The 26,774-nt window shown below is 64.9% G+C and carries 17 protein-coding genes; 5 read left to right on the plus strand and 12 right to left on the minus strand.

The window, feature by feature from the left end:
• Positions 1-93: 93 nt before the first annotated feature.
• The 8 genes from VK98_RS01845 to VK98_RS01880 form a co-directional block, all read right to left on the minus strand.
• A complete protein-coding gene (locus tag VK98_RS01845) occupies positions 94-2,028 on the minus strand; it encodes a type IV pili methyl-accepting chemotaxis transducer N-terminal domain-containing protein (protein WP_048412413.1) in 1,935 nt (644 codons plus the stop codon).
• 10 nt (positions 2,029-2,038) lie between these two features.
• Positions 2,039-3,013: a GTP 3',8-cyclase MoaA gene (moaA, locus tag VK98_RS01850; protein ID WP_048412435.1), complete on the minus strand. Its 975-nt coding sequence runs from the start codon at positions 3,011-3,013 to the stop codon at positions 2,039-2,041.
• Positions 3,014-3,251: 238 nt separating this feature from the next.
• Positions 3,252-5,231 carry a methyl-accepting chemotaxis protein gene (locus VK98_RS01855; protein ID WP_048412414.1) on the minus strand — a complete coding sequence of 660 codons (1,980 nt, stop codon included), beginning with the start codon at positions 5,229-5,231 and terminating at the stop codon, positions 3,252-3,254.
• Positions 5,232-5,374: 143 nt separating this feature from the next.
• Positions 5,375-5,701 (minus strand): glycine zipper domain-containing protein, encoded by a 327-nt coding sequence (locus VK98_RS01860; protein WP_048412415.1) that lies wholly within the window; start codon positions 5,699-5,701, stop codon positions 5,375-5,377.
• Positions 5,702-5,905: 204 nt separating this feature from the next.
• A complete protein-coding gene (gene narI / locus VK98_RS01865; protein ID WP_019102299.1) occupies positions 5,906-6,592 on the minus strand; it encodes a respiratory nitrate reductase subunit gamma in 687 nt (228 codons plus the stop codon).
• A 22-nt stretch (positions 6,593-6,614) separates the two neighbouring features.
• Positions 6,615-7,256 carry a nitrate reductase molybdenum cofactor assembly chaperone gene (narJ, locus tag VK98_RS01870; RefSeq protein ID WP_048412416.1) on the minus strand — a complete coding sequence of 214 codons (642 nt, stop codon included), beginning with the start codon at positions 7,254-7,256 and terminating at the stop codon, positions 6,615-6,617.
• Between the two features lie 11 nt (positions 7,257-7,267).
• Complete coding sequence (gene narH / locus VK98_RS01875; protein ID WP_048412417.1) at positions 7,268-8,818, minus strand: nitrate reductase subunit beta; 1,551 nt, start codon at positions 8,816-8,818, stop codon at positions 7,268-7,270.
• A complete protein-coding gene (locus tag VK98_RS01880) occupies positions 8,815-12,516 on the minus strand; it encodes a nitrate reductase subunit alpha (RefSeq protein ID WP_048412418.1) in 3,702 nt (1,233 codons plus the stop codon). The genes narH and VK98_RS01880 overlap by 4 nt, the downstream gene beginning before the upstream one ends.
• 308 nt (positions 12,517-12,824) lie before the next feature.
• On the opposite strand from VK98_RS01880, the gene zigA reads away from it, so the two are divergent.
• From zigA to VK98_RS01905, 5 genes are all read left to right on the plus strand, one after another.
• Positions 12,825-14,066: a zinc metallochaperone GTPase ZigA gene (gene zigA, locus VK98_RS01885; RefSeq protein WP_048412419.1), complete on the plus strand. Its 1,242-nt coding sequence runs from the start codon at positions 12,825-12,827 to the stop codon at positions 14,064-14,066.
• The gene (gene folE2 / locus VK98_RS01890; protein ID WP_048412420.1) at positions 14,063-14,947 is read left to right on the plus strand and encodes a GTP cyclohydrolase FolE2; all 885 of its coding nucleotides are present in this window, start codon (positions 14,063-14,065) and stop codon (positions 14,945-14,947) included. Before zigA ends, folE2 begins: the two co-directional genes overlap by 4 nt.
• Before the next feature lie 161 nt (positions 14,948-15,108).
• Positions 15,109-15,669, plus strand: coding sequence for a carbonate dehydratase (locus VK98_RS01895; protein WP_048412421.1), 561 nt, complete (start codon positions 15,109-15,111; stop codon positions 15,667-15,669).
• Positions 15,670-17,007 (plus strand): dihydroorotase, encoded by a 1,338-nt coding sequence (locus VK98_RS01900; RefSeq protein WP_048412422.1) that lies wholly within the window; start codon positions 15,670-15,672, stop codon positions 17,005-17,007.
• Positions 17,008-18,543: 1,536 nt separating this feature from the next.
• Positions 18,544-20,532 (plus strand): exotoxin A binding domain-containing protein, encoded by a 1,989-nt coding sequence (locus VK98_RS01905; protein ID WP_082158716.1) that lies wholly within the window; start codon positions 18,544-18,546, stop codon positions 20,530-20,532.
• 451 nt (positions 20,533-20,983) lie between these two features.
• Here VK98_RS01905 and VK98_RS01910 read toward each other — a convergent pair whose 3' ends face one another.
• The 4 genes from VK98_RS01910 to VK98_RS01925 all read right to left on the minus strand — a co-directional run bounded on the left by VK98_RS01910 (position 20,984) and on the right by VK98_RS01925 (position 26,530).
• On the minus strand, positions 20,984-22,792 hold the full coding sequence (locus VK98_RS01910; RefSeq protein ID WP_048412423.1) for a carbon starvation protein A: 1,809 nt from the start codon (positions 22,790-22,792) through the stop codon (positions 20,984-20,986).
• A 442-nt stretch (positions 22,793-23,234) separates the two neighbouring features.
• On the minus strand, positions 23,235-24,011 hold the full coding sequence (locus tag VK98_RS22625) for a hypothetical protein (protein WP_053077173.1): 777 nt from the start codon (positions 24,009-24,011) through the stop codon (positions 23,235-23,237).
• Positions 24,012-24,083: 72 nt separating this feature from the next.
• Complete coding sequence (btsR, locus tag VK98_RS01920; protein ID WP_231589189.1) at positions 24,084-24,815, minus strand: two-component system response regulator BtsR; 732 nt, start codon at positions 24,813-24,815, stop codon at positions 24,084-24,086.
• Positions 24,812-26,530, minus strand: a complete 1,719-nt coding sequence (locus tag VK98_RS01925; RefSeq protein ID WP_048412424.1) for a sensor histidine kinase — start codon at positions 26,528-26,530, stop codon at positions 24,812-24,814. Before VK98_RS01925 ends, btsR begins: the two co-directional genes overlap by 4 nt.
• Between the last annotated feature and the right edge of the window lie 244 nt (positions 26,531-26,774).

Raw genomic sequence — 26,774 nt, forward strand, 5'->3', positions numbered from 1 at the left:
GGTTTTTAAATTCAGATATGGACAGTATGAGAGTTGTCCGCATGGCGCGCCAGTTTCTCGGCCTGGTTTCCGCTGCGCCGCGGCGCGCCGGGCTCAGGCGGCCAGACGCCGCGCGCGCGGCAGCAGCAGGCTGACCAGGGTGCCCGCCTCCGGGGTGGATTCGATATCCAGCTGCAGGCCGGCGCGTTGCGCGCGCTCCTGCATGATGGACAGGCCGAAATGGCCGTCGCCTTTGTTGCGCACGGTATCCAGATCAAAACCGACGCCGTTATCCAGCACGCTGAGCACGAAGACCTCGCCGTCGTCGCTGAGGCTGACCGTGACCTGGCTGGCCTCGGCGTGCTTGCGCACATTGGACAGCGCCTCTTGCAGGATGAACAGGATTTGCAGCTGCTGTTCCGGCATCAGCGGCGCGCCGGCGCCGGTGGAGCGCAGCTCCACCCGCATCCCGGTCTGCTTGCGGAATTTGTCCAGCAGGCTGCTCACCGCTTGGCCCAGGCTCTCCGACAGCTTGGAGCGGAAGTTGTTGAGCAGCTCGCGCACATCGTCGTAGCTTTCCTTGACCCCGGCCTCGAACAAGGCCAGCGTGTCGTCCACCAGGCCCGGGTCGCCGCTGTCCAGCGCCTGGCGCATGATCTGGGTTTGCAAGTTCAGGAAGGACAAGCCCTGGGCGATGCTGTCGTGCAGGCCCTGAGCCACCAGATTGCGCTCTTCCAGCACCGCCAGTTCGCGCTCCTTGGCCGCCAGCCGCAGGTTTTCGATCGCCACCGCCAGATGCTGGCCCAGCATTTCCAGCTGCCGCACTTGCTGCGGCGGCAGGATACGCGCCTGACGGAAATGCAGATTGAAAATGCCCAGCGTGCGGTTCTGCGTCGCCACCGGGAAGGCGCTGACCACGCGAAAGCCCTCGCGGCTGCATTGTTTGTCCGCGCGGCCGCCCATGTTCTCCACCCGGCTTTCCGCCATCGCGGCGGCTTCGCCGCACAGGCAGTCGCCCACTTTCAGGCAATGCTCGTCGCGCAGCAGCGCTTCCGGCAGCCCGTCGTCGGCCACCACGAACACCAGGCCTTGGCCGTGGTCGGTCAAGCGCACCGCGCCGCCGTCGGCGTCGAAGGCGCGCATCACCCGGGCCAGGAAACCCTTGCACAGCGCCTCCAGCGGCTGGGATTGATTGCAGAAGGAAGTGATTTCGTACAGCAGCGCCAGCTCCTGGTTTTTCTGCTGAAGACTGGCGGTCTTGCCGCGTACCCGCTCTTCCAGGGTGGCGTGGGATTCGGACAGACAGGCCGCCATCAGATTGAAGCCGGTGCTGACCTGGCCGAACTCGTCGTCGGTCTCCACCGGCACCCGCACGCTGTAATCGCCGGCGGCCAGCCGGCGTATGCCCTGGTGCAGCTTGTCCAGCGGCCGCAGCACGATCAGCAGCATCAGATAGATCAAGGCGACGGTGCCGACCACCGCCATGCTGGCGAGCAAGAGCTGCAACAGGCGCAGATAATCGGTGTTACGGGCGTTGTAGGCCTCCATGCCGCTGACGAAGGTATTGATGTCCGCCACGTAGAGCGCCACGCGCTCGGCAAAACGAGCGGCTTCCGCCGCGTTGTCGCCGGGCCGCGTCAGCGCGTCCAGCAACACCGGCTTCAGTTGTTCGCGCCACTGCCCCTCCACCTGGGCCAGCGCTTGCTGGATGTCGGCTTCGCGCGGCACCAGCAGCGGGCGCGCCGGATCGCCGCGGCGCAGCCGCTGCAAGATGGCTTCGTAATTGCTCATGTCGCGGCGTAGCGCGTCGGCGCGCGCGCCGTCCCGGCCGCTGAGCTGCAGATCCAGCGCCAGCCGGGTGACGCGCATGCGCAGGCTGCCGGCGTCGTTGATCGCCGCCGCGCCGCCCTCCTGCTGCCAGGACAACCACAGCGTGGCGCCGATGGAACCCAGCGCCACCAGCAGAAAGGCCGCCAGCACGCCGACGATCTTGGCACTGAGCCGCTGGCCCAGCGGGCCGCCCAGCACCGGGGACACGTTCAGCCGCATCGTGGTCGCCCTAGCCACCGGTCATCGACATGAAGCGCACCAGCTTTTGCGGCTTTTCGCTGAATTCATGTCGCTCCGGCTTCAGTTCTATCGCCGCGCGGATCGCCGCTTCCAGCTCGGCGTCGCTGACGCCGGCGCGCAGCAGCGGACGCAGCTCGAAGCTCTCCTCCTGGCCCAGGCACATGTACAGCGTGCCGTCCACCGATAGCCGCACCCGGTTACAGGTGGCACAGAAGTGTTGAGAGATCGGGGTGATCAGGCCCAGCGAGAAACCGCCGTCCCGGGTTTTCCAGTAGCGGGCCGGACCGCCGCCCAGGGTGGCGGCCTGTTCCACCAGGTCGAATTCGGTCTGCAGCTGACGCAGCACCGGCTGCAAGTCCAGATAACTGGCGGCGCGGCCGGTGTCGCCCATCGGCATGGCTTCGATCAGCCGCAGCACGAAGCCATGCTCGATACAGAAGGCGACCATGGCGCCGATGTCGTCGTCGTTGACGTCCTTCATCGCCACCATATTGATCTTGATCGGGGAAAAACCGGCCTCCTTGGCCGCCATCAGGCCTTCCATCACCCGCGGCAGGCTGTCGCTGCCGGTGATGTCGTGCACGCAATCGCGGCGCAGCGAGTCCAGGCTAACGTTGACGCGGCTGACCCCGGCGGCGCGCAGCGCCTGGGCGTGGCGCGCCAACTGGGTGGCGTTGCTGGTCAGCGACAGGTCGTTGAGGCCGGGCAGCGCGGACAGGCGCGCCGCCAGCTCCGGCAGATTGCGGCGCAGCAGCGGTTCGCCGCCGGTCAGCCGCAACCGCCGGGTGCCCAGCCGCGCGAACGCCGCCACCACCCGTTCGATTTCGTCGAAGGTCAGCCAGTTGGCCGGCTCCTCGAAGCCTTTGAAGCCTTTGGGCAGGCAGTAATTGCAGCGCAGGTCGCAACGGTCGGTCACGGACAGACGCAGATATTCGATGGAGCGCCCGAAGCGGTCGGTAAGCATGAGTTCCTCCATGGCAGCCAATGATACCGCTTAGTCGCAACCAAGTGGCCCGGCTGTCGCCGCCAATCTGATATTTCCTGATTCAATTTTACTAGCTAGACCAACATTTCGCAGTCCAACCAAAGCACGCTGGCCCCTAGTCACTTCTAACTAGGGGCCAGTCGGCTGAATGAAGGCGCGGAATTCCGCGCTCCCGGCGATCAGGAACGGCTCACGATCCAGCCAAGAGCGCGAACTCTCAAGCGTGTTTGAATTTGTCCACCAGATCCACCAGTTCGCTGGCCGAGGCGTTGAGGCGGTCGGACAAATCCGCCACCTCCTGCACCAGGCCGGAGTTCTCCTCCGCCAGCGAGGCGATCACGCTGATATTGTTGGCCACCTCGCCGCTGGCCGCGGTCTGCTGCGCCATCGCCGCCGCGGTGCCCTGGCTCTTGGCGGCGGCCTCGCTGGCCTCGTCGTGGATTTCGTCCAGGTCGTGCACGGTCTGACCCACCAGCTCCAGGCCGGACTCCATGCGCTGGCGCGCCTCCTGCATGTGGTGGGCGGCGGTCTGGGTTTCGCCGCGGATGTCCTCGATCAGCGAGGTGATGTCCAGCGTCTCCTTGCCGGTGCGCTCGGCCAGCTTGCGCACTTCGTCGGCCACCACGGCGAAGCCGCGGCCCATTTCTCCGGCGCGCGCCGCCTCGATCGCCGCGTTCAAGGCCAAGAGATTGGTCTGGTCGGCGATTTCGCGGATAGCGGTGATGATGGAACGGATGTCCTCGGACTTCTGCTGCAAGGCCTCGATCCGGCCGCCGGCGTCGCCCAGCACCGACGAGGTCTGGTTCATCGCCTGGGTGGTGCTGCGCATGCGCTCGCGGCCGTCGCTGACGCTGCTCTGCATCTGCTGCGCCACGTTCAGCGACAGCCGGGTATTGGCGCTGACCGATTCGATGCCGGCGCTCATCTGCTCCACCGCGGCGGCGATGCCGGCCGCCGACTGGCTTTGCGCTTCCGAGGCCTTGGCGGCGCGGTGGGAGATCCCCAGCATCGCATTGGCGGCGTCCACCAGGGAATGGGCATTCTGGTTGACCTGGCTCAGGGTCCGGGCGAAAGCTTCCACCAAGTGGTCAAACGCCCTGGCCATGCGCGCCACTTCGTCCTGGCCCTGGATGCTGGCGCGCGGCCGCAGATCAAAATCCCGGCTCATCGAGGTCATCAGCAACTCCAGCCGCCGCACCGGCCCATGGATGCCGCGATAGATGGCGAAGCCCAGGCCGCCCAGCAACAGGATCACCAGCGTGGAGCCGCCCAGCGTCACCCACAGATCGGTACGGGCCTGGGACACCTTGGCGGCCACCTGCCGCGCCAGATCGTCCAGCAATTGGTCCTGCAAAGCCTTCAGCGCGCCGATGCGCTTGCTCGCCGCCTGGAACCACTCGGCCGGCGTCACGCCGGCCGGCTGGCCCAGGGGCTGGCTCAGCAGCTTATCGCGCAGCGCCTGCAAGGCCTTGGTTTCCTCGCCGCCTTCCATCGCGTCGACGCGGCCGCGCAGCGCCTCGTCCGCCATCAAGCGCAGTTGGCCGGCGCAGGCGGCTTGCTTGGCATTCAGACCGGCGGCCTGGCCGAAACTTTTCTGATCGAACACCCCGCCGCTGAGCACGCCGTTGACGTAGCCGCGCTCGCGGCCGGCGAACTCCTTCTCGCATTGCAGACTGAGCAAGGCCGCGGTGCTGCGCAGCAGATCGCCGTCGCTATTGGCCTGCGCCAGCTTGGCGATCAGGCCGATCAGCGCGTCGATGCGGCCGGAATAGGCGGCAAAGGCCTCGGCCGCCGGCGTCGCGCGTTTTTCCACGCCGTCGCGCAACTGGGACAGGCCGTCCAGCTGGCTGCTCAAGGCGGACAGATCGCCGGCCAGGCTGCTGGCGGCGTGGTTGACCGCCTCGTCGCGGAAGGCGGCCAGGTCCTTGTCGCTGACCGCGCGCGCCTGCTGCAAGGGCGGCGGCAGGCCGGCGGCCTGGCCGCTGAGGAAACCGTTGCTCAGGCCGCGCTCGGTCTGCAAATCATGGATCAGTTGGCTGGAACGCGCCGCCACCTGGATCAGGCGATCCGAGCGTTGCAGTTCCGACAGGGTTTGGAAGCGATCGACGGCCAGCACCGAGGCGAGGCCGATCAGGGCGGCGGAAAAAGGCAGCAGCAGCAATAGCAGCTTGCTGGCGAGGGATAGCCTGGACAGCATGGCGGGCTCCGATCTCTATCGACTGTTTCTCTTGATTTTCCATGACAATGGAAACCAACACCCATCAATATAGATCAAGCCCGACCCATGCTGAATACTGCGATCGGTTTAATGCCTATGGCAGGCTGGACAGCGATGGCGGCTTAGCAGCGGCCTTTCTTGGCCTGGCCCGGCGGGCAGAAATAGCCCTTGTCGCGGTGGTGACGATGGCGGTGCTTGCGGTAGCGGCGGCCGTCGTCATCGCGGCGTTCCGACACCGCCGGCTTGCCGTAGTCGTGGCCGATGGCCGCGCCGGAGGCGCCGCCCACCGCGCCGCCGATGATGGCGCCGTTGCGGCCGCCCACCGCCTCGCCCACCGCCGCGCCGGCCGCGCCGCCCAGCGCGCCGCCGACGATGGTGGAAGTGTCCGCCATGGCGGTGGAGGCCAGGCCGGCCAGGCTCAGCGAAAAGATGACAAGTGCGCGTTTCATGCGGCTAACTCCTGAATTTGAACGGATGAGGCAGCTTAACCGTTTGGTTGACAGCCGGTTGTTTCGAATTGTTAGGGATTGTTCGCTCTTGTTATCGCTTCACAACTTCTCGAATTTATATGTAGCCGGACGGCATGAAAAACGGCGGAGCATCCAAGGATGCCCCGCCGCGACCTCATGCTGAATCTAGGCAAACCAGCCGGATCAACCCCGCGGCCGCACCAGCTGCCAGGCCCGGCCCAGATAGGTCACCGCACCGAAGCCGCTCCACACGTGCACCAGGCGGGTGAACGGGAAGATCACGAACAAGCTCATGCCCATGAACAAGTGCGCCTTGAACACTGGCGAGGCGTCGACGATGAAGAAGGCCGCGTCGCCGCGCAAGGTGACGATGTGCTGGGCCCAACTCATCAGCAACACCATCTCGTGGCCGTCCAGATGCTGCGCCGACACCGCGATGGTGCTGAGGCCCAGCAGCAAAGTGGCCAGAATCCACAACAACACCAGCTTGTCGCGCCAGGTGGTGTTGGCCGCCAGCCGGTCGCAGGTGAAGCGGCGGTGCAGCAGGATCAGGATGCCGATCAGGCACAGGCCGCCCATGATGCCGCCGGCCGTCATCGCGAACACTTGCTTGAAGCTGTGGCTGACGCCCAGCGCGTCCCATACCGCCACCGGAGTCAGCAGGCCCACCAGATGGCCGAAGAACAGGCCGATGATGCCGAGGTGGAACAGGATGTTGCCCAGCCGCAGCTGGCCGCGGTACAGCAGCTGCGAGGATTCGCTCTTCCAGCTGTATTGCTCGCGGTCAAAGCGGATCAGGCTGCCCAGCAGGAACACCGCCAGCGCGATGTAGGGGTAGATGCCGAATACGAATTGGTGCAGATAGTTCATGTTGCTCTCCTGGCAGCGGGATTCAGCCCTGCGGCCGCTGCGGGTAAAAGTTCACCGGAGCGATGGCCGGCCGCGCCGGCTTCAGCAACGGCTCCACGCCGTCCGCGCCGGGGCCGAAGGTCTCCAGCATTTCGTCCATGTCGCGCACCGGCGGCACGGTCAGCGCTTCCGGCGCCACCGGCGACAGCAGCACTAGCCCCTGCAGCACGCCGGCGTAGTGGGAGTGACTGTCGGCCAGCTTGCCGGCCACATGGGCGATCACGTGCACCGCGTCGGAGAGCAGCCGGGCGGCCTCCTCCGGCTGGCACTGCGCCAGAAACTCCAGGAACAGCGGCAGGTAGTCCGGCAGCTCGTTGCCCGCCGGCTCGAAGCCCTGGGCCTGGTACTCGGCCAGCAGGTCCACCATGGCCTGGCCGCGGGCGCGGTCCTCGCCGTGGATGTGCTCGAACAGATGCAGCGAATGGCTGGGGTTGCGGTCGAAGGTCTGCACATAGCGTTCTTGCAGGGTGATCAGATCCTCGCCCTCCAAGGACAGCAGCAGCGGTTCCAGCAGCCGGGCGATGCGCGGCTCGGCCGCCACCTCGGCGCGGATGTCGTCCGCCGCCGCGACCAGATCCGGTTCCGGGTAGCACAGCAATGCGGATAAGGCTTGATAGATGCGCATGGCGTTCTCCCTCACTGGCCGGGATTGGACTTGCGGTCGCGCCGCATGTCGTGGAACACGATGGGGGTGGCCTTCTTCTTGCCAAACAAGCTGGCCTCGGACTCGCCGCCGGAGCAGCCGTTGCCGAAGGTGAAGCCGCAGGACGCCTTGTCCTCGAAGGTGTTTTCCACCAGTTCCTTGTGGCTGGACGGAATCACGAAGCGGTCTTCGTAATTGGCGATGGCCATCACCTGGTACATCTCCTCCACCTGGGCCGGATTCAGATGGGTGCCCTTGAGGGTGGCGGCGTCCGACACCTTCTCCACGCTCTTCTTGCGCATATAGCGCCGCATCGCCACCATGGTTTCCAGCGCCTTCACCACCGGCTCTTCCTTGCCGGCGGTCAGCAGATTGGCCAGGTACTGGATGGGGATGCGCAGGTCCTTGACGTCCGGGATGATGCCGTTCTCGCCAATCAGGCCGTTTTCCATCGCGGACTGGATCGGCGACAGCGGCGGGATGTACCACACCATCGGCAGGGTCCGGTATTCCGGGTGCAGCGGGAAGGCCACTTTCCACTCCATCGCCATCTTGTAGACCGGGGAGCGCTGCGCGGCGTCTATCCAGCTCTGCGGAATGCCCTGCTTCTGCGCCTCGGCGATCACCTCCGGCGCGTTCGGGTCCAGGAACACGCCCAGCTGCGCCTCGTACAGGCTCTTCGGGTCTTCCACCGCGGCGGCTTCGTCTATCTTGTCGGCGTCGTACAAGAGCACGCCCAGGTAGCGGATGCGGCCGACGCAGGTTTCCGAGCACACCGTCGGCTGGCCGCCCTCGATGCGCGGGTAGCAGAAGGTGCACTTCTCGGCCTTGCCGGAGGTCCAGTTGTAATAGATCTTCTTATACGGGCAGCCGGACACGCACATGCGCCAGCCGCGGCATTTGTCCTGGTCTATCAGCACGATGCCGTCGTCTTCGCGCTTATAGATGGAGCCGGACGGACAGGAGGCGACGCAGGCCGGGTTCAGGCAGTGTTCGCACAGCCGCGGCAGATACATCATGAAGGTGTTCTCGAAGGCCGAGTACATTTCCTTCTGGATGCCTTCAAACAAGGCGTCCTTGCTGCGCTTGGCGAATTCGCCGCCCAGATCGTCCTCCCAGTTGGGGCCCCATTCGATCTTGTCCATCTTCTTGCCGGTCAGCACCGACACCGGCCGCGCGGTGGGCGGCGTCTTCATCTCCGGCGCGTTCTGCAGATGTTCGTAGTCGTAGGTGAACGGCTCGTAGTAATCGTCTATCGCCGGCATATTGGGGTTGGCGAAGATATTGCCCAGGATTTTCAGCCGGCCGCCCTGACGCGGCTCCAGCTTGCCGTTGGGCTTGCGCACCCAGCCGCCCTTCCATTTTTCCTGGTTTTCCCATTCCTTGGGGTAGCCGATGCCGGGCTTGGTTTCCACATTGTTGAACCAGGCGTATTCGACGCCGTCGCGGCTGGTCCAGACGTTCTTGCAGGTGACCGAACAAGTGTGGCAACCAATGCACTTGTCCAGATTCAACACCATGCCGATTTGAGCGCGGATTTTCATTGTTGCTCTCCTGCCGGACTATCCATCCAGTCCACTGTGTTCATCTTGCGCACCACCACGAATTCGTCGCGGTTGGCGCCCACGGTGCCGTAGTAGTTGAAGCCCCAGGACAGCTGCGCGTAGCCGCCTATCATGTGGGTGGGCTTGGTCACCGCGCGGGTCACCGAGTTGTGGATGCCGCCGCGCTTGCCGGACACTTCCGCGCCCGGCACGTTCACAATCTTCTCCTGGGCGTGGTACATCAGCGTCATGCCCTGCGGCACTCGCTGCGACACCACGGCGCGAGCGGTCAGCGTGCCGTTGACGTTGAACACCTCGATCCAGTCGTTGTCCACGATGCCGGCCTTCTTGGCGTCGTCCTCGGACAGCCATACGTGCGGGCCGCCGCGGCTCAGCGTCAGCATGCGCAGATTGTCGGAGTACGTGCTGTGGATGCCCCACTTCTGGTGCGGGGTCAGGAAGTTCAGCACCAATTCGTGGTTGCCGTTGCCGTGCTTGCCCAGCACCGCCTGGGTGGTTTTCAGGTCCACCGCCGGCTTGTACACGCACAGGCCTTCGCCGAAGGCGCGCATCCACTGGTGATCCTGATAGAACTGCTGGCGGCCGGTGATGGTGCGCCAGGGAATCAGCTCGTGCACATTGGTGTAGCCGGCGTTGTAGCTGACTTCTTCGCTTTCCAGGCCGGACCAGGTGGGCGAGGAAATGATCTTGCGCGGCTGCGCCTGCACGTCGCGGAAGCGGATGCTGTCGTGCTCGCGTGGCTTGGCCAGGTGGGTGTGGTCGCGGCCGGTGATCTTGGACAACGCGTCCCAGGCCTTCACCGCCACGTGGCCGTTGGTCTCCGGCGCCAGGGTCAGAATCATCTCGGCGGCGTCGATCGCGGTTTCCAGCTTGGGCTGGCCCTTGCCGGCGCCTTGGCTGGCCACCTGGTTCAGGCCGCGCAGAATGTCCACTTCATGGCCGGTTTTCCAGCTGATGCCCTTGCCGCCATTGCCGGCTTTTTCCAGCAAGGGGCCAATGGTGGTGAACTTGTCGTAGATCGCGCCGTAGTCGCGCTCCACCACCGTCATCTTGGGCATGGTCTTGCCCGGCACCGGCTCGCACTCACCTTTTTTCCAGTCCTTGGGATCGAAGGGCTGGCCCAGTTCTTCCGGGGTGTCGTGCATTAGCGGGGTCAGCACCAGGTCCTTTTGCACGCCCAGGTAGTCCTTGCCCAGCTCGGACAGCTTCTTGGCGAAACCCTTGTAGATTTCCCAGTCGGTGCGGGACTGCCACAAGGGCTGCACCGCTTCGGACAGCGGGTGGATGAAGGGGTGCATGTCCGAGGTGTTGAGGTCGTCCTTCTCGTACCAGGTGGCGGTGGGCAGCACCACATCGCCGTACAAGCAAGTGGTGGACATGCGGAAGTCCAGCACCACCAGCAGGTCCAACTTGCCTTCCGCCGCCGGGCGCACGGTGATTTCGGTGGGCTTGATGCAGTCGTCTTCCGAATTCAGCACCGCGTTCTGGGTGCCCAGCAGGTATTTGAGGAAGTATTCGTGGCCCTTGCCGGAACTGCCCAGGATGTTGGAACGCCACACAAACATATTGCGCGGGAAGTTCTGCGGGTTGTCCGGGTCGTTGCAGGCCAGGTCCAGCTTGCCGGACTTGAGGCCGTCCACCACGTAGGCGGCGGCGTCCTGGCCGGCGGCGGCCGCGGCGCGGGTCACCTCCAGCGGGTTGGCGGACAGCTGCGGCGCGGACGGCAGCCAGCCCATGCGCTCGGCCTTGGCGTTGTAATCGATCAGCGCCATGCCGGCCATGCGGCCGTCGGCGGTGGGCGCCAGGATTTCGCCGACGCCCAGTTTTTCATGCCGCCACTGGCTGGTGTGGGCGTAGAAGAAGCTGGTGCCGTTCATCTGCCGCGCCGGGCGGTTCCAGTCGCCGGCGAAGGCCAGCGGCGCCCAGCCGGTTTGCGGGCGCAGTTTTTCCTGGCCCACGTAGTGGCACCAGCCGCCGCCGGACTGGCCGATGCAGCCGCACAGCATCAGCATATTGATGATGCCGCGGTAGGTCATGTCCATGTGGTACCAGTGGTTCAGCGCTGCGCCGACGATGACCATGGATTTGCCCTGGGTCTGATCCGCGTTTTGCGCGAACTCGCGCGCTACCTGGATCACCAGTTCCGGCTTCACGCCGGTGTGCTTTTGCTGCCAGGCCGGGGTGTAGGGCACGTCGTCCATATAGTCGACGGCGACGTTGCCGCCGCCCAGGCCGCGGTCTATGCCGTAGTTGGCCGCCATCAGGTCGAACACCGTGGCCACCAGGGTTTCGCTGCCGTCGGCCAGGCGGATGCGCTTGGCCGGCACATTGCGGGTCAGCAGTTCATCGTGCTCGGCGCCGAAGTAAGGGAAGCCCACGCCCACCACCGCGTCGCCGTCCTTGATCAGCGACAGTTTGGCGGACACCTCGCGGCCGTTGCCGCCGTCCTTCTGCTCCAGGTTCCACTTGCCGGCCTTGCCCTCGGCCTGGCCCCAGCGGAAGCCGATGGAGCCGTTGGGCGCGACGATGTCGCCGCTGGCCTCGTCGATCAGCAGGGTTTTCCAGTCCGGGTTGTTGTCTTCGCCCAGGCCTCCTTCCAGATGGGAGGCGCGCAGGAAGTAATCGGGGATGTAACGCTCGCCGTCTGGCTTCAGCGCCACCAGCATCGGCATGTCGGTGTAGCGGCGAATGTAGTCGGTGAAGTAGCCGGACGGATTGTCGAGGTGGAATTCCTTGAAGATCACATGGCCCATCGCCATCGCCAGCGCGGCGTCGGTGCCCTGCTTGGGCGCCATCCAGATGTCGCCGAACTTGGCCATTTCGCCAAAGTCGCTGGACACCGCCACCGTCTTGGTGCCCTTGTAGCGCACCTCGGTGTAGAAGTGGGCGTCCGGGGTGCGGGTCATCGGCACATTGGAGCCCCACACCATCAGATAAGTGGAGTTGTACCAGTCCGCGGATTCGGCCACGTCGGTCTGCTCGCCCCAGGTCTGCGGGCTGGCCGGCGGCAAATCGCAGTACCAGTCGTAGAAGGACAGCGGCACGCCGCCGATCAGGCTGAGGTAGCGACTGCCGGCGGCGTAGGACACCATGGACATCGCCGGGATCGGCGAGAAGCCCACCACCCGGTCCGGGCCGTATTTCTTGATGGTGAAGGCGTTGGCGGCGGCCACGATCTCGTTGGCCTCGTCCCAGCTGGCGCGCACGAAACCGCCCTGGCCGCGCTTGGACTTGTACTGCTTGGCCAGCTCCGGCGTCTGGCTGATCTTTTCCCAGGCCTCCACCGGGCTCAGGGTCTGGCGCGCCTCGCGCCACAATTTGGCCAGCCGGCCGCGGATCATCGGGTATTTGACGCGCTGGGCGGAGTAGACGTACCAGCTGTAGGACGCGCCGCGCGGGCAGCCGCGCGGTTCGTGATTGGGCAGGTCCGGCCGGGTGCGCGGGTAATCGGTCTGCTGGGTTTCCCAGGTGATCAGGCCGTTCTTCACATACACCTTCCAGCTACAGGAACCGGTGCAGTTCACGCCGTGGGTGGAGCGCACCACCTTGTCGTGCTGCCAGCGCTGGCGGTAGGCGTTTTCCCAACCGCGATCCTCGTTGACGACGGCGCCATGACCATTGGCAAAGGTGGAGCGGGTCTTGCCCAGGAAATTCAAACGGTCGAGAAAGTGACTCATCTTGCCTCCAAATATCGGGGTCCGCGCCGCGCGGGCCGGCGGCTCCAGCCACCGGGGGAAACGGACCTTTTCACTTGATTGCAAGCTTAGAACCTAGCGACAAGCATCGACATTCGCCGAAGGTCGACGCCGGGCGGCGCATTGGCACTAGTCGCGGTTAGTACTTTGGCGAGAAGAACTAGCCAGAAAGAACTAGTGGCGATATTCGATCCTTGCCGCCGAAAAATAAAATGTTATAACATAACAAAATTGCGAAGAACCAAAGGCCTTCGCCACCCGTATCGTCATCACTCAATCGGACCCATGCCATGACGCCCACGCCCTCCTCCTCCGCCCCGCTAGACGCCAGACTGCCGGTCACCGTGCTGTCCGGCTTCCTCGGCGCCGGCAAGACCACCTTGCTCAACCACATCCTCAACAACCGCGAAGGCCGCCGCGTGGCGGTGATCGTCAACGACATGAGCGAGGTCAATATCGACGCCGCCCTGGTGCGCGAAGGCGGCGCCGCGCTGTCGCGCACCGAGGAAAAACTGGTGGAGATGAGCAATGGCTGCATCTGCTGCACCCTGCGAGAAGACCTGCTGCTGGAAGTGTCGCGGCTGGCGGACGAAGGCCGTTTCGACCAACTGGTGATCGAATCCACCGGCATCGCCGAACCGCTGCCAGTGGCGGAAACCTTCACCTTCGCCGACGAGCAGGGCCGCAGCCTGGCCGACTCGGCGCGGCTGGACACCATGGTCACCGTGGTGGACGCCTGTCACTTCCTGCGCGACTACGCCTCGCGCGACCATCTGCGGCAGCGCGGCGAATCGCTGGGCGAGGCCGACGAGCGCACGGTGGCGGATCTGTTGGTCGAACAAGTGGAGTTCTGCGACGTGATCGTGCTCAACAAGACCGATCTGATCGACGCCGCGGACCAGGAGCGGCTGGCCGGCATTCTGCGCCAGCTCAATCCGCGCGCCCGCATCGTCGAAGCCCGCTTCGGCCAAGTGCCGCTGGACGCGGTGCTCAACACCGGCCTGTTCGACTTCGACGCCGCCGCCGACGCCCCCGGCTGGCTCAGCGAGCTGCGCGGCGAGCACACGCCGGAAACCGAGGAATACGGCATCGCCAGCTTCGTCTACCGCGCGCGCCGCCCCTTCCACCCGCAGCGCTTCTTTGAACTGGCACAGCGGGAATGGCCGGGCGTGCTGCGCTCCAAGGGCTACTTCTGGCTGGCCAGCCGCCCTGCCCACGCCCAGCTGTGGTCGCAGGCCGGCGCGGTGTGCCGCCACGAACTGGCCGGCCAATGGTGGGCCGCCACCCCGCGCGAATACTGGCCGCAGGACGAGGACAGCCTGCGCCAGATCGAAAGCCACTGGCAGGACGTCATCGGCGACGCGCGCCAGGAACTGGTGCTGATCGGCATCGCCATGGACGAAGCCGAACTGCGCCGGCAACTGGACAACTGCCTGCTGGACGAGGCCGAAATGGCCGCCGGCCCGGCCGCCTGGGTGCTGCTGCCGGACCCGTTCCCGCCTCTGGAAAGCGCCGCCGAGGACGCCGCATGAACGCCCCGCTGCCCGACATCGCGCGCAGCGGCGCCGCCGCCGCGCTCTTGCCCTTGAACTGGGTGGGCATGGACGGCATCGCGCTGCCGCTGCGGCTGGCGGACGCCGCCCACGGCCGTGTCGCCGCCCGCGCCAGCGTGCAAGTCAACCTGCCCCGTCCGGCGATCAAGGGCATCCACATGTCCCGGCTCTACAGCTTGCTGCAACCCCACGCCGACGCCGCGCCGCTGAGCCCGGCCGCCCTCAGCCGGCTGCTGCAAGAGATGGTGGACAGCCACGCCGACTGCGGCAGCGACGCCGCCCGCGCCGAATTCCGCTTCGAACTCTTGTGCCAGCGCCCGGCGCTGGCCACGCCGGGCCTGTCCGGCTGGAAAGCCTACCCGGCGGCGCTGGGCGCCGAACTCGATGGCGACGGCTGCCGACTGTGGGCCGAGGTGGAAATCGCCTACTCCTCCACCTGCCCCTGCTCCGCCGCGCTGGCGCGCCGGCTGATCGCCGACGCCTTCCGCCAACAGGACGGCGCGGCCACGCCGGACGCGGTTTACGACTGGCTGCTGGAACACGCCACCCTGGCCACCCCGCACAGCCAGCGCAGCCAGGCGCGCTTGCGTTTCGATATCGCCGCCGACGCCGCCGACTGGGAGCTGGCGGCGCGCATAGATCTGGCCGAGCAAGCGCTGGCCACCCCGGTGCAAACCGCGGTCAAGCGCGCCGACGAACAAGCCTTCGCCGCCCTCAACGGCGCCAACCTGATGTATGTGGAAGACGCCGCGCGCCGGCTGCGGGCGGCGCTGGCCGGCCACGGCCTGAGCCGGGTCGACGTCCGCCATCAGGAAAGCCTGCACCCGCACGACGCGGTGGCGGCCAGCCAACTCTCATAATCTATCCACGATCTCGCGAGCAAGAGCGAGACAAGGCGAAAACAGCTGAGAACAGCTGAGAAAGCGGAATGTACATTTGGTACATGAGCATTTCGAAGATGTTCTCAACGCCGTATCGCCGCAGCGCAGCAGATCGTGAACACACTCTCAGGGAGCAGCGCTTGATACGCAAGAACCCCTCCGGCCACCTGCCGGTAATCGCCGAATCCGCCTACGTCGACAAAACCGCCATCCTCTGCGGCAAGATCATCGTCCACGACAACGTCTTCATCGGCCCCTACGCGGTGATCCGCGCCGACGAAGTGGACGTCAACGGCGAAATGGAGGCCATCGTCATCGGCTCCCACTCCAATATCCAGGACGGTGTGGTCATCCACTCCAAGGCCGGCGCAGCCGTCGCCATCGGCGCGCACACCTCCATCGCCCACCGCTCCATCATCCACGGCCCCTGCACCGTGGGCGAACGCGTCTTCGTCGGCTTCAACAGCGTGCTGTTCAACTGCCGCGTCGGCGACGGCTGCGTGGTGCGCCACAACGCGGTGGTGGACGGCTGCGAGCTGCCGGCCGGCTGCTACGTCGCTTCCACCGAACGCATAGGCGCGGCCAGCGACACCGCGCGCCTGCCCAAGGCCAGCGTCTCCGCCGCCGAATTCTCCGAAGACGTGCTGCGCGCCAACAGCGAACTGGTGCGCGGCTACAAAGCACTGCAAAACGAGTTCTGAATGAGCGACATCCTGATCCGCAACGCCCGCCTGGTCAGCGACGGCCGCGAGTGGGAAGCCGACCTGCGCGTCGGCAACGGCCGCATCCGCCGCATTGACGCCAGCCTGCCCGGCCGCCCCGGCGACATCGACATCGACGCCGCCGGCCAATGGCTGCTGCCCGGCATGATCGACGACCAGGTCCACTTCCGCGAACCCGGCGCGCCGCACAAGGGCGGCATCGCCAGCGAGTCCCGCGCCGCGGTGGCCGGCGGCATCACCAGCTTCATGGACATGCCCAACACCCGGCCGGCCACCACCAGCCTGGAGGCGCTGGCGGGCAAGGAAAGCCGTGCCGCCGCCGGCTCGGTGGCCAATTACGGCTTCCACCTGGGCGCCACCCGCCACAATCTGGACCTGATCGCCGCGCTGCCGCCCAACCGCGCCGCCGGCGTCAAAGTGTTCATGGGCGCCAGCACCGGCGACCTGCTGCTGGACGACCCGGCCGCGCTGGAACGGCTGTTCGCCGCCTGCCCGCTGCCCATCCTCACCCACTGCGAACACACGCCGCGCATCCGCGAACGCGAAGCCGCCTGGCGGCTGCGCTTCGGCGACGACATCCCGCCGGACCAGCACCCGCTGATCCGCGACGTCGAAGCCTGCTACCAATCCACCCGGCTGGCGGTGGATCTGGCGCGGCGCCACGGCAGCCAGCTGCATGTGCTGCACCTGAGCAGCGCGCGCGAACTGGAGTTGTTCCAGCCCGGCCCCGTCGCCGGCAAGCGCATCACCGCCGAAGCCTGCGTCCACCACCTGCTGCTGGACGACGGCGACTATGCCCGCCTGGGCCACTTGATCAAATGCAATCCGGCGATCAAGAGCCGCGCCGACCGCGACGCGCTGCGCCAGGCGCTGCGCGACGGCCGCATCGATCTGATAGGCACCGACCACGCGCCGCACACCTGGGAGGAAAAACAGCAGCCCTACACCCAAGCCCCGGCCGGCCTGCCGCTGGTCCAGCACGCGCTGCCGGCGCTGCTGGAACTGGTGGCCGACGGCGAACTGACGCTGCCGCAACTGGTGGACAAGACCAGCCACGCAGTGGCCCAACGCTTCGCCATCGCCGAACGCGGCCATCTGCGCGAAGGCTATTGGGCCGATCTGACGCTGGTGGAACCCCTGCCGGCGCCGCGTCCGGTCTGCCATGACCCGCTGCTGGCCCATTGCGGCTGGACCCCGTTCCCGCACCTGGCCTTCCGCCACGCGGTCAGCGCCACCATCGTTTCCGGCCAATTGGCCTGGTTCCAGGGCCGCATCCAGCCGGACTGCCAGGGCCTGCCGCTGCGGTTTGTGCGTTGAGGGCCGGTTCAAGACCGGCTGTCGGCGGGCTCCCGAAGCCGCTGCAGGTGGGTATCGCCGATGGCTCTACCCACCCTACGGACTGACGCCTCGCGCTACACCCCATGGGTAGGGTGGGTGGAGCGCAGCGATACCCACGCGGAGAAAGCCGACGGCCGCTGATATTTGCCCAAGGCCCTTGCCATGCCCAGCCAGCGCGCTATTGAGACGCTCGCCTACCCCGGCCAAGGCGCCGCCACCGTCTTGCCATGCGGCGTGACGACATACGGGCCGAGGGGATACAGCAAGGGGACTCAGCGCTTAAACGTGGCGATAAGCAACGCTCAGCGGGTCAGGGTCAAGGGAAAACGAGGTTCGCGGAACGCGATTCGAATCAATCATGATGACGTCTCCGATATGGGCTACACCTGCTTCCCGCTGTCAAACGGGAGCGGCAGGCACCTGACAGGGTTGACAGACCGGCATATCGGAACCGGCAGCCCACGCAGGGGCTCCCTGCCGGCACCTGCCATTTACGCGTGCGCCGACACAGACATTGCCGCACGAAGGCGGCAGTGTCTGCCGATATACTTTAGGAGCTGTCAAACCCACTTGTGCCGAGATTTACGACGGCACGCGGGGATTGTTGGCGAGCGAGATGGATAAGTCAAGGCAGCGCGGTCCGCAGCTTAGCCTTCTCAGGCATTCCTCTCCCAATAAATACCGTAAATGGAACGGCAGGCAGCTGACAGGGTTAGCAGACCGGCATATCGGAACCGGCAGCCCACGAAGGGGCTCCCCGCCAGCGCCTGCCATTGACGCGTGTACCAACACAGACAAGACATCCCGAATATTTGTCACCCGACAGGCTCCATCCTGGACAGCCAAGCGGGAGCGACAGGCATCTGGCGGGGTTAGCAGACCGGCATCTTGGAGCCGGCAGCCCGCGAGGACTCCCCGCCAGCGCCCGCCATTGACTCGTGCTCCGACATTAACGATGCCACACGACGGCTGACAGAGTCGGTTGGCAAGTCAGGCGGATACCTCAAGACAACGCAGAATGGAGGCGGCAGACGCCTGGCAGGGTTGACAGACCGGCATCTTGGAACCGGCAGCCCACGAAGAAGCTCCCCGCCAGCGCCCGCCATTAACGCCTACGCCGACACTGACAATGCCGCAACGGCACGCAGACGGAAATTGTTGGCACACCGGCGCATTACGTCAAGCCAGGGCGGTCGGATTGAAACCACATCGCCATTCCGCTTTCCATTCCCTCCCCGCAATAAAAAAAACTGCGGCCAATAAAATGCCATCCACATTTAAACTCCCACCCATCTAACCAATAGAAAAAACAATAAAGTCCTTACAAAATTATCTTTATTCAATACTTTCCTAAAAAACAATTTACCAATCAAAATCAATGACATAGAACTGTAATTATTTACCATTGACCTCAAAAAACAAACACCGGAATACTGTAAATATAAAATTCAATCATTTAAAAAAATGATCACAACAATGGCTCGCTCGCTTCATTCCATCACTTAGGAGCGCCATATGCGATTGTATAAAAGCCTTGCCCTTGCCGCGGGCCTGATTCCCTTATTGTCCGCGTGCGAAACCGACGAAGCCAGCCCCTTTGCCGCCGGAACGGCGCAGACCGCCAGTTTCAAACAGGCCGCCAGTTCCGTCATCAAAACCGATTTCGAAATCTTCAAACAATGCGCGGACAACTGCATTCTCTCGCCGGCGGAACCGGGCAAATTCATCAGCACCTCGTTGCCGCTGCAAATCACCCCGTCGCCGGACGAAGGCGTGCTGTATTACTCGATGTTCGTGCAAGACCGTTTCACCACCGCCGCCAATAACAGCGCCACCATCAAGATCGACGATTTCGCCAAGGTCCGGATCAACGACGGCCAAGGCACCGGTCACGCGCCGGGCACCTTGACCATTGAACTGGCCACCCCGGACGGCAAGGTCAAGAAATTCACCCATAAGCGCCGCACCGAATGGTTCACGCTGAATTGGGCGGTGCCCATCGGCAAAGACGCGCCCACCAGCATCAAGCTGTTCATCATGGACATGGACAGCAATAAGAAGATCGTCGATCACTCGCCGCTGTACAGCGTGGACCTGGACGACGCCGCGCTGGCGCGCTGGCCGGACAAGGCCAAGCTGGCGTTCAGCTCCGCCAATCCAAGGAACGACATCATCCTGTCTTGGCCGGGCGTGGGCTACACCGCCGCGCCAGCGCAGCACAACCGCCAAAAGCGCTGGAGCGAATGGCATAGCGGCATCCTGCTGTGCTGGCTGGACCCGCTGGACGCCATCTACAACTACGTCACCCAAAACCGCTGCCAGTTGAACAAGACCTGGGAAGGCGCGCTGTACAAGGTGGTGGCCGGCAAGCCGCAGATCAATGAATTCAAGCCGCTGGCCAAAGCGCCCATCCAACACCGGGTGCACTTCAGCAAGGAAAACGCGCTGGGCGCGCTGTCCGCCCACCGCGTCTGCGGCATTCCGCTGGAGTCGCTGGCCCGCAGCCGCCAGCCCAGGGGCTGGGAAGAACTGTCCGCTTGCGGCTTCCGGGTGGAAAACATCGTCGGGCTATACATCGCCACCCGGCTGTCCTTCGATCGCTTCCGCCAGGTGGTCGATGACTTGATCCATTCCCGCCCGGTCAGCGGCGCGCAAGATCCGGAGGCGCTGGCACAGCTGGGCACCGCGGTGCGCGAAACGCCGGAAATGGCCCGCGAAGGCCTGGCCGAGGCGGAGGCGCGCTTGAACGCCTACCGCGCCAACCACGCCGGCGCCAGCGCCGACGACGCGCAAAGAGCGGACGTGCTGTCGCTGACCTGCCCGGCCGATAGCGAGCCTTGCGCCGCCGCCAACGCCGACGGCGCTCACGTCAACCGCGAGTACCACCCCGGCGCCAGCTTCTTCGCGCCGGGCGAGCCGGTGGAATTCCTCGCCAACGGCACCACCCGCAACTGGAACCAGGAACGTCTGCAGGCCACCCATCAGCGGCTGCTGGACCAGGGCTATGTCTTTGCCGGCTATCACGGCGGTTCCCTCGCCGCCGCCACAAGCATCGTCACCGGTGGCATCACCCGCCGCTCCCAGGAGCTGCAACCGATCTGGCGCGGCCTCTATATCGCCGGCAATCCGGAAGTCGCCTACGGCTACGCACTGGACAACGACTCCGGCGCCACCGGCATCATGATGCGCGTCTACGTGCCCAGAGCCGCCCTCTCCCGCCTGTTCCGCACCAGCCAGCCACTCAACGACGAGGCCGCGGCGCTCAGGGAGATCAGCCGCCTGCTGGGCCGCAACGTCACCTTGAACAGCGTCTTGGGCTATGAATCGATCACCGGGCCGCAAGACCCCGGCGAGCCGGATGAAACCATCCTGGGCTGGGATCTGGCCGAACACGCGGTGGCGATTCCGTCGATGATTCAGGGCAACAACAGTGTGCGGCCTATCAATGTGCCGGACTACGAGAAGAAGATCAGCGCTCTGCCCGACTACGTTACCAAGCGCTGACATCCGCCAGGCCCTGAGAGCCTGTTTACGATCTTTTGTCTGTACTTGAAACACGGTTTGGTACACAGGAAGTCGCGTATTCGACGCGCCCTGGGTCCCTTCAAGCCTGCCGTCGGGTGGCAGGTCCGAGGTCTTAAGCGGCTGCTTGTTCGAGCAGCGCGACGGTAGCGCGCTGCGAGTTCAGCCGCGCCTCGGGCCTGGCGGGACCCGGCGGGAAGCCGCAGGCCTGGCTTGCAGGGTGGCCTTTAGGGGTGGAGGGGATATTTGGCCAAGCAAATATCTCCTCCCTGCTCGCCGGGCAGCCCCGGCAATGAAAATCATCATCCGCGCAGCGGATTCCATGTCTTGGAGCCATCACTCGGAAAGATCGTAAACAGGCTCTCACGGCCCTGGCGCAAAAAAAGCCCGCTGTTTCCAGCGGGCCAAGTCTTACCCCATTGTTTTGTTCAGCTCAAGCCTTGGCAGCGGCCAATTCCCGGCTCGCGTCCGGCGCCGGGCGCGCCAGCAGCGCCCTCCACTTGCGGCAGGCGGACAGCAGGATCACCAGGCCCAACGCCAGCATGGTGATGGAAATGGCGGCATTGAACAGGTTGTAACCCTTGGCCGCCGGGTTCAGGTAAACGTGCTTGATCATCCAGTAGCCGGCGTAGTTGACGGTGACGTAGAGATAAGCCAGCGGCACTAGGCAAGTCATCATGTAGGCGCGATTGTGCGACAGCCGCAGGATGATGGTGGCGCCTATGATCAGGCCGATGGAAGCCATTAGCTGATTGGACACGCCAAACAGCGCCCACACCGAATTGATGTCGCCGGAGTTCAGCAGATAGCCCCACAGCAGGCAGGCCACCACCGAGGCGCCGATGGCGCCGGGCATCCAGTCGGTGCGCTTGAGCGGCGCCCAGGCGTCGCCGACGAAGTCCTGAATCAGATAGCGGGCGACGCGGGTGCCGGAATCGATGGCGGTGAGGATGAACACCGCTTCGAACATCACCATGAACTGGAAGAAGTAGGACGCCAGATTATGGAACCAGGGAATGCGGGTGAAGATGTCCGCCATGCCCACCGCCAGCGTCACCGCGCCGCCGGTGCGGCCGTACAGGTCCAGGCCGATTTCCTGCGACAGCTGCGGCAGGTTCACCACCTGCATGCCCAGCTTGGCGAAGGCGTCCGGCGCGGAGTTGATGGCGAAGTAATCCGCCGGGTGCAGCGCGGTGGCGGCGATCAGCGCCATCACCCCCACCACGCATTCGGCCAGCATCGCGCCGAAGCCCACCGGCAGGATGTCGCTCCAGCGATCTATCTGCTTGGGCGTGGTGCCGGAGCCGATGAAGGCGTGGAAGCCGGAAATGGCGCCGCAGGCGATGGTGATGGAGATGAACGGCCATACCGGGCCGGCCAGCACCGGGCCGCCGCCGTGGATGAACTGGGTGACGGCGGGGAACTGGATTTGCGGGTTGATGAACACCACGCCCACCACCAGCAGGCCGAACACGCCTATCTTCATGAAGCTGGACAGACAGGCGCGCGGGGTCAGCAGCATCCACACCGGCAGCGCGGTGGCGAAGAAGGCGTAGACGGGCAGCAGCAAGGACACGGTGGACGCCTTCAGCGTCAGCAGTTCGCCCAGCGCGGTGCCCTGGATGTAAGGACCGGCGAACACGCAGGCCATGATGGCGGCGACGCCGACATAGCTGGCGTTCTTCATGCTGCCGGTGACGCGCTCCCACAGGCCGACGGCGATGGCGATGGGAATGGTCATGCTCACCGCGAACGCGCCCCAGGGATTGCGCTCCAGCGCATGCACCACCACCATGGACAGGCCGGCCATGGTGATGGTGATGATGAACAGCATGGCCAGGCCGGTGCACCAGCCGGCCCAGGGGCCGAGTTCGGTCTTGGCCACTTCCGACAGCGATTTGCCGTGATGTTTCATCGAGGCGAACAGCACCACGGTGTCGTGCACAGCGCCGCCGATCACACAGCCTATCAACAGCCACAGCATGCTGGGCAGATAGCCGTACTGGGCGGCCAGCACCGGCCCCACCAGCGGGCCGGCCGCCGCGATGGCGGCGAAGTGGCCGCCGAACGCCACCCACTTGCTGGTGGGCACATAGTCCTTGCCGTCCTGCAATTCATGCGCCGGGGTCACGGCGCTATCATCGACACCCAATACCTTGCGCGTGAAGAACACCCCGTACAGGCGGTAGCAGATGGCAAGTAGGCAAAGGGTGGCGATCACGAAGGTCAATGCGTGATCCATTTTTGTCAGCTCCGGTGATAGTCTTACCCGGAACTTACGCGCGGGCGCGGCCTCCATGTGGCGGAAACCGGCTCAGCGGCAGCATGGCGTCGCCAGCGGCGGCCAGAACGGAGCGAGCGGCGCTCAAGGCCTGTTCAAAGTCTCGCGAGCAAGGGCGAGACAAGGCGAAACCGGCTGAGAAAGCGGAATGTATAAGTGGTACATGAGCATTTCGAAGCGGGCACTCATCGCACAATGTCTCTACCGACGCGCGGCAGATCGTACACAGGTTCTAAGCGCAGCAGGCTTTGAACAGTCCCTCAGAACGTGTTTACGATCTCGCGAGCTAAGGCGAGACAAGGCGAAAACGAGCGAAAAAGCGGAATGTACGCGTGGTACATGAGCATTTTGAGCTCGGTTTCAACGCCGTATCGCCGACGCGCAGCAGATCGTAAACAGGTTCTCAGGGCTGCCAATCCTGATACGGCTTATGCACCTTGGCATAGGCTTTCTGCAGTTCGCCGCTGGCGCGCGCGGCGCGGATGGCCCGGTTCAGCGCCTGGTGGACGAAATCGCCGCGGCGGTTGCAGTTGAGGAAGAACACGTCCGGGTAGTCGTCGAAGCGGGCGCGGCGGATATTGTTCAGCTTGAACTTGCGCACCAGGTAATCCGCCTCCTCCTGCGCCCACAACACTCCGTCCACCCGGCCCAGGTTCAGCTTTTTCAGCGACAGCTCCAGATTGACCACGCTCTTGCTGGGAAAGCCCCAGTTCACCGGCGGCGCCTCGATATTGTATTTGGCCAGATTGGCCATGCGCAGCACGTCTTCCTTGTCCAACGGCTTGGTCTTGTGGGTGTAGAGCACGAAAGTGACCTTGCCCAGCATCTCCTTGGTGAACTGGTAGGGCGTGGCGTCGTCGGCGCCTTCGCGCACTTTCATGATGGGAAAACGGAAGTCCGCGTTCTTGTCGTTGGTGTCCATGTAGACGCGCTTGACCGGCTCGATGCTGAAGCTGATCTTGCCTTCCTTGTAATGCCTGGCCACCACGTAGAGCAGTTCGGCGAACGGGCTGTTCTGATTGTTCTCCAGCAATTGCGGCAGGAAGACGGCAATGCCGTGCAGGTCCGGCCGGGTGATGTTCGGCGAACTGTCCTGGGTCGCCGTGCCGTTGCAGGCGTGGAGCAGGCCGGGCGCGCAGCCCAGCGCCCAGGCCGCGCACAGCAGTATTGGTTTTGTCATCGAATGTCTCCCCCTGGACTGAGGTTTAGCACACCGGCGGGGGATGCGCGGCGCATTCGGACGGGCGGGCCACTAGCTCGCGATGCCCAGCGCGTCCTTCAAGGGCTTCAGATAGCGGCGGCTGACCGGCAGGCTGTGGCCGTCCAGCGTGCAGACGGTGGCCACGCCGTTGTCGCCGAACAGGATTTCCCGTATCGCCGACAAGCGCACCAGGTATTGCCGGTGGCAGCGGAACAGATCCGTGCGCTCTTCCAGCGTGCGCAGCGTCAGCTCGGTGAAACGCTCCGCGCCGGCGGCGTCCACCACGTACACGCCGCTGAGCCGGGAGCAGACGTAGGCCACCTCCTCCAAGCGGCACAGCACGATGCGGTTGACGCCCTGGCAGGGAATCAGGTTCAGCGGCGCCAGGGCTCGCATCGCCTCCGGCGGCCTGGCGCGCTGGCGCAGCCGCGCCAGGGTCTTGGCCAGCCGCGCCGGGTCCACCGGCTTCAGCAGGTAGTCGCAGGCGTGCTCTTCAAAGGCCTGCAACGCGTAGGCGTCGTAGGCGGTGACGAACACCACTTGCGGCATGGCTTCCGGGTCCAGCATCGCCAGCATTTCCAGGCCGCTGATGCGCGGCATCTGGATGTCCAGAAACACCACGTCCGGCTTGCGGCGATGGATGAAGGCGATGGCCTCCACCGCGTTGCCGCACTCGCCGACGATGTCCAGGCCGCCAGCGGCCAGCAATAGCTGGCGCAATTCGTCGCGCGCCAGCGGCTCGTCGTCCACCAGCAGCGCGCTGGGCAGGCCGGCCGCGCTCACGCCGCCGCTCCGGCGCGCTGTTCGTCCGCCCGCGGACAGCGGCAGGGCAGCAACAGGCTGACCCGGGTGTAAAGCTCCGGCGCGCAGTCCACCGCCACCCCGTAGGCCTCGCCGTAACGGGCGCGGATGCGGCGGTCCACCAGCGACATGCCCAGGCCGTCGCTATGCTCCGGCTTGCGGTAGAGCCCGGCGTTGTCCTCCACCGTCACCCGCAGGCCTTGTGCGTCGCAGCGGGCGGCGATGCGGATGCGGCCCGGTTCCAGCAATTGCGAGGTGCCGTGCTTGATCGCGTTCTCCACCAGCGGCTGCAGGGAAAACGCCGGCAGCTCGGCCCGGCGCGCGGCCTCCGGCGCTTCTATCTCCACCTGCAGCCGCCCGGCGAAGCGCGCCTCCTCGATGCGCAGATAGGCGCTGACATGGTCGATCTCGTCGCCCAGCGTGGCCATCTCGCTGGAACGCTTCAGGTTCTTGCGGAAAAAGGTGGACAGATATTGCACCAGCTGGCGCGCGTGCTCCGGGTTGCGGCGTATCACCGCGGACAGGGTGTTGAGCGCGTTGAACAGGAAATGCGGATTGACCTGGGCGTGCAGCAGCTTGATCTCGGTCTGGGCCAACAGCTGTTTCTGCTGCTCGTACTTGCCTTGCAGGATCTGATTGGACAGCAACCGGGCGATGCCCTCGCCCAGGGTCAGGTTGATGCCGGAAAACAGCTTGTTGCGCGTCTCGTACAGCTTAATGGTGCCGATTACCCGCTCGTCCTCGCCGCGCAGCGGGATCACCAGCGAGGAGCCCAGCTTGCAGGCCGGGCTGATGGAGCAGCGGTACGGCGTCTCGTTGCCGTCGGCGTACACCACCTGGTTGGCGGCGATGGCGCGCTGGGTCAGCGGCGAGGTGATGGGCGTGCCGGCCAGGTGGTGGTCGGCGCCGGCGCCGATGAAGGCCAGCAGCCGTTCGCGATCGGTCAGCGCCACCGCGCCCACGCCCAGCTCCTCGTACAGGATGCGCGCCATGGTCATGCAGTTGTCGCGGTCGAAACCGTGGCGCAGCACGCCCTCGGCGCGGGCGGCGATCTGCAGCGCCTTGGAGGAGAAGGCGGAGGAATACTTCTCCGCCAGCGCGCGCCGGTCCAGCAGGATGCGCATGAACATGGCCGCGCCCAGGGTGTTGGCTATCATCATCGGCAGCGCGATGCTGCGCACCAGATGCCAGGCGGCGGCGAAGGGCTTGACCGCCGCCAGCAGAATCAACATCTGCAGGCATTCGGCCAGCAGCGCCACCGCGGCCACCGCCAGCGGGTCGAACACCCGCCCCACCTGGCCGCGCCGCACGAAATAACGGTGCACCAGCCCGCCCAGCAGGCCTTCGGCCATGGTGGACGCCATGCAGGCGCCGGCGGTGACCCCGCCCAGCGAATAACGATGCAAACCGCCGGTGAAGCCCACCGCCAGTCCCACCCACGGCCCGCCCAGCATGCCGCCCAGCACCGCGCCGGTGGCGCGGGTGTTGGCGATGGAATCGTCAATGTGCAGGCCGAAATAAGTGCCCATCACGCAGAACACCGAGAACACCAGATAGCACACCAGCTTGTGCGGCAGGCGGATGGTGACCTGGGTCAGCGGAATGAACAGCGGCGTCTTGGACAGGAGATAGGCAATTACCAGGTAAACGCACATCTGCTGCAACAAGGTCAGGATCAATGAAAATTCGGTCAGCATGCCGGCAGGACAATAAGGGTGTGCCGCCGAGCATAGGCGACGGTTCGCCGCCCGACCTTGGTCTGGATCAAACCGTTTTCAAGCGCCGCCGGCGCAAACAAAAACGGCCGCCAAAGGCGACCGTTTCTTTCATCCAGACTCAGAAAGTGTTTACGATCTCGCGAGCTAAGGCGAGACAAGGCGAAAACGGCTGAGAAAGCGGAGTGTACACACGGTACATGAGCATTTCGAAGTCGTTTTCAAC

Origin of the sequence: Chromobacterium sp. LK11, from assembly GCF_001043705.1 — a bacterium.
Taxonomy (GTDB): Bacteria; Pseudomonadota; Gammaproteobacteria; order Burkholderiales; family Chromobacteriaceae; genus Chromobacterium; species Chromobacterium alkanivorans.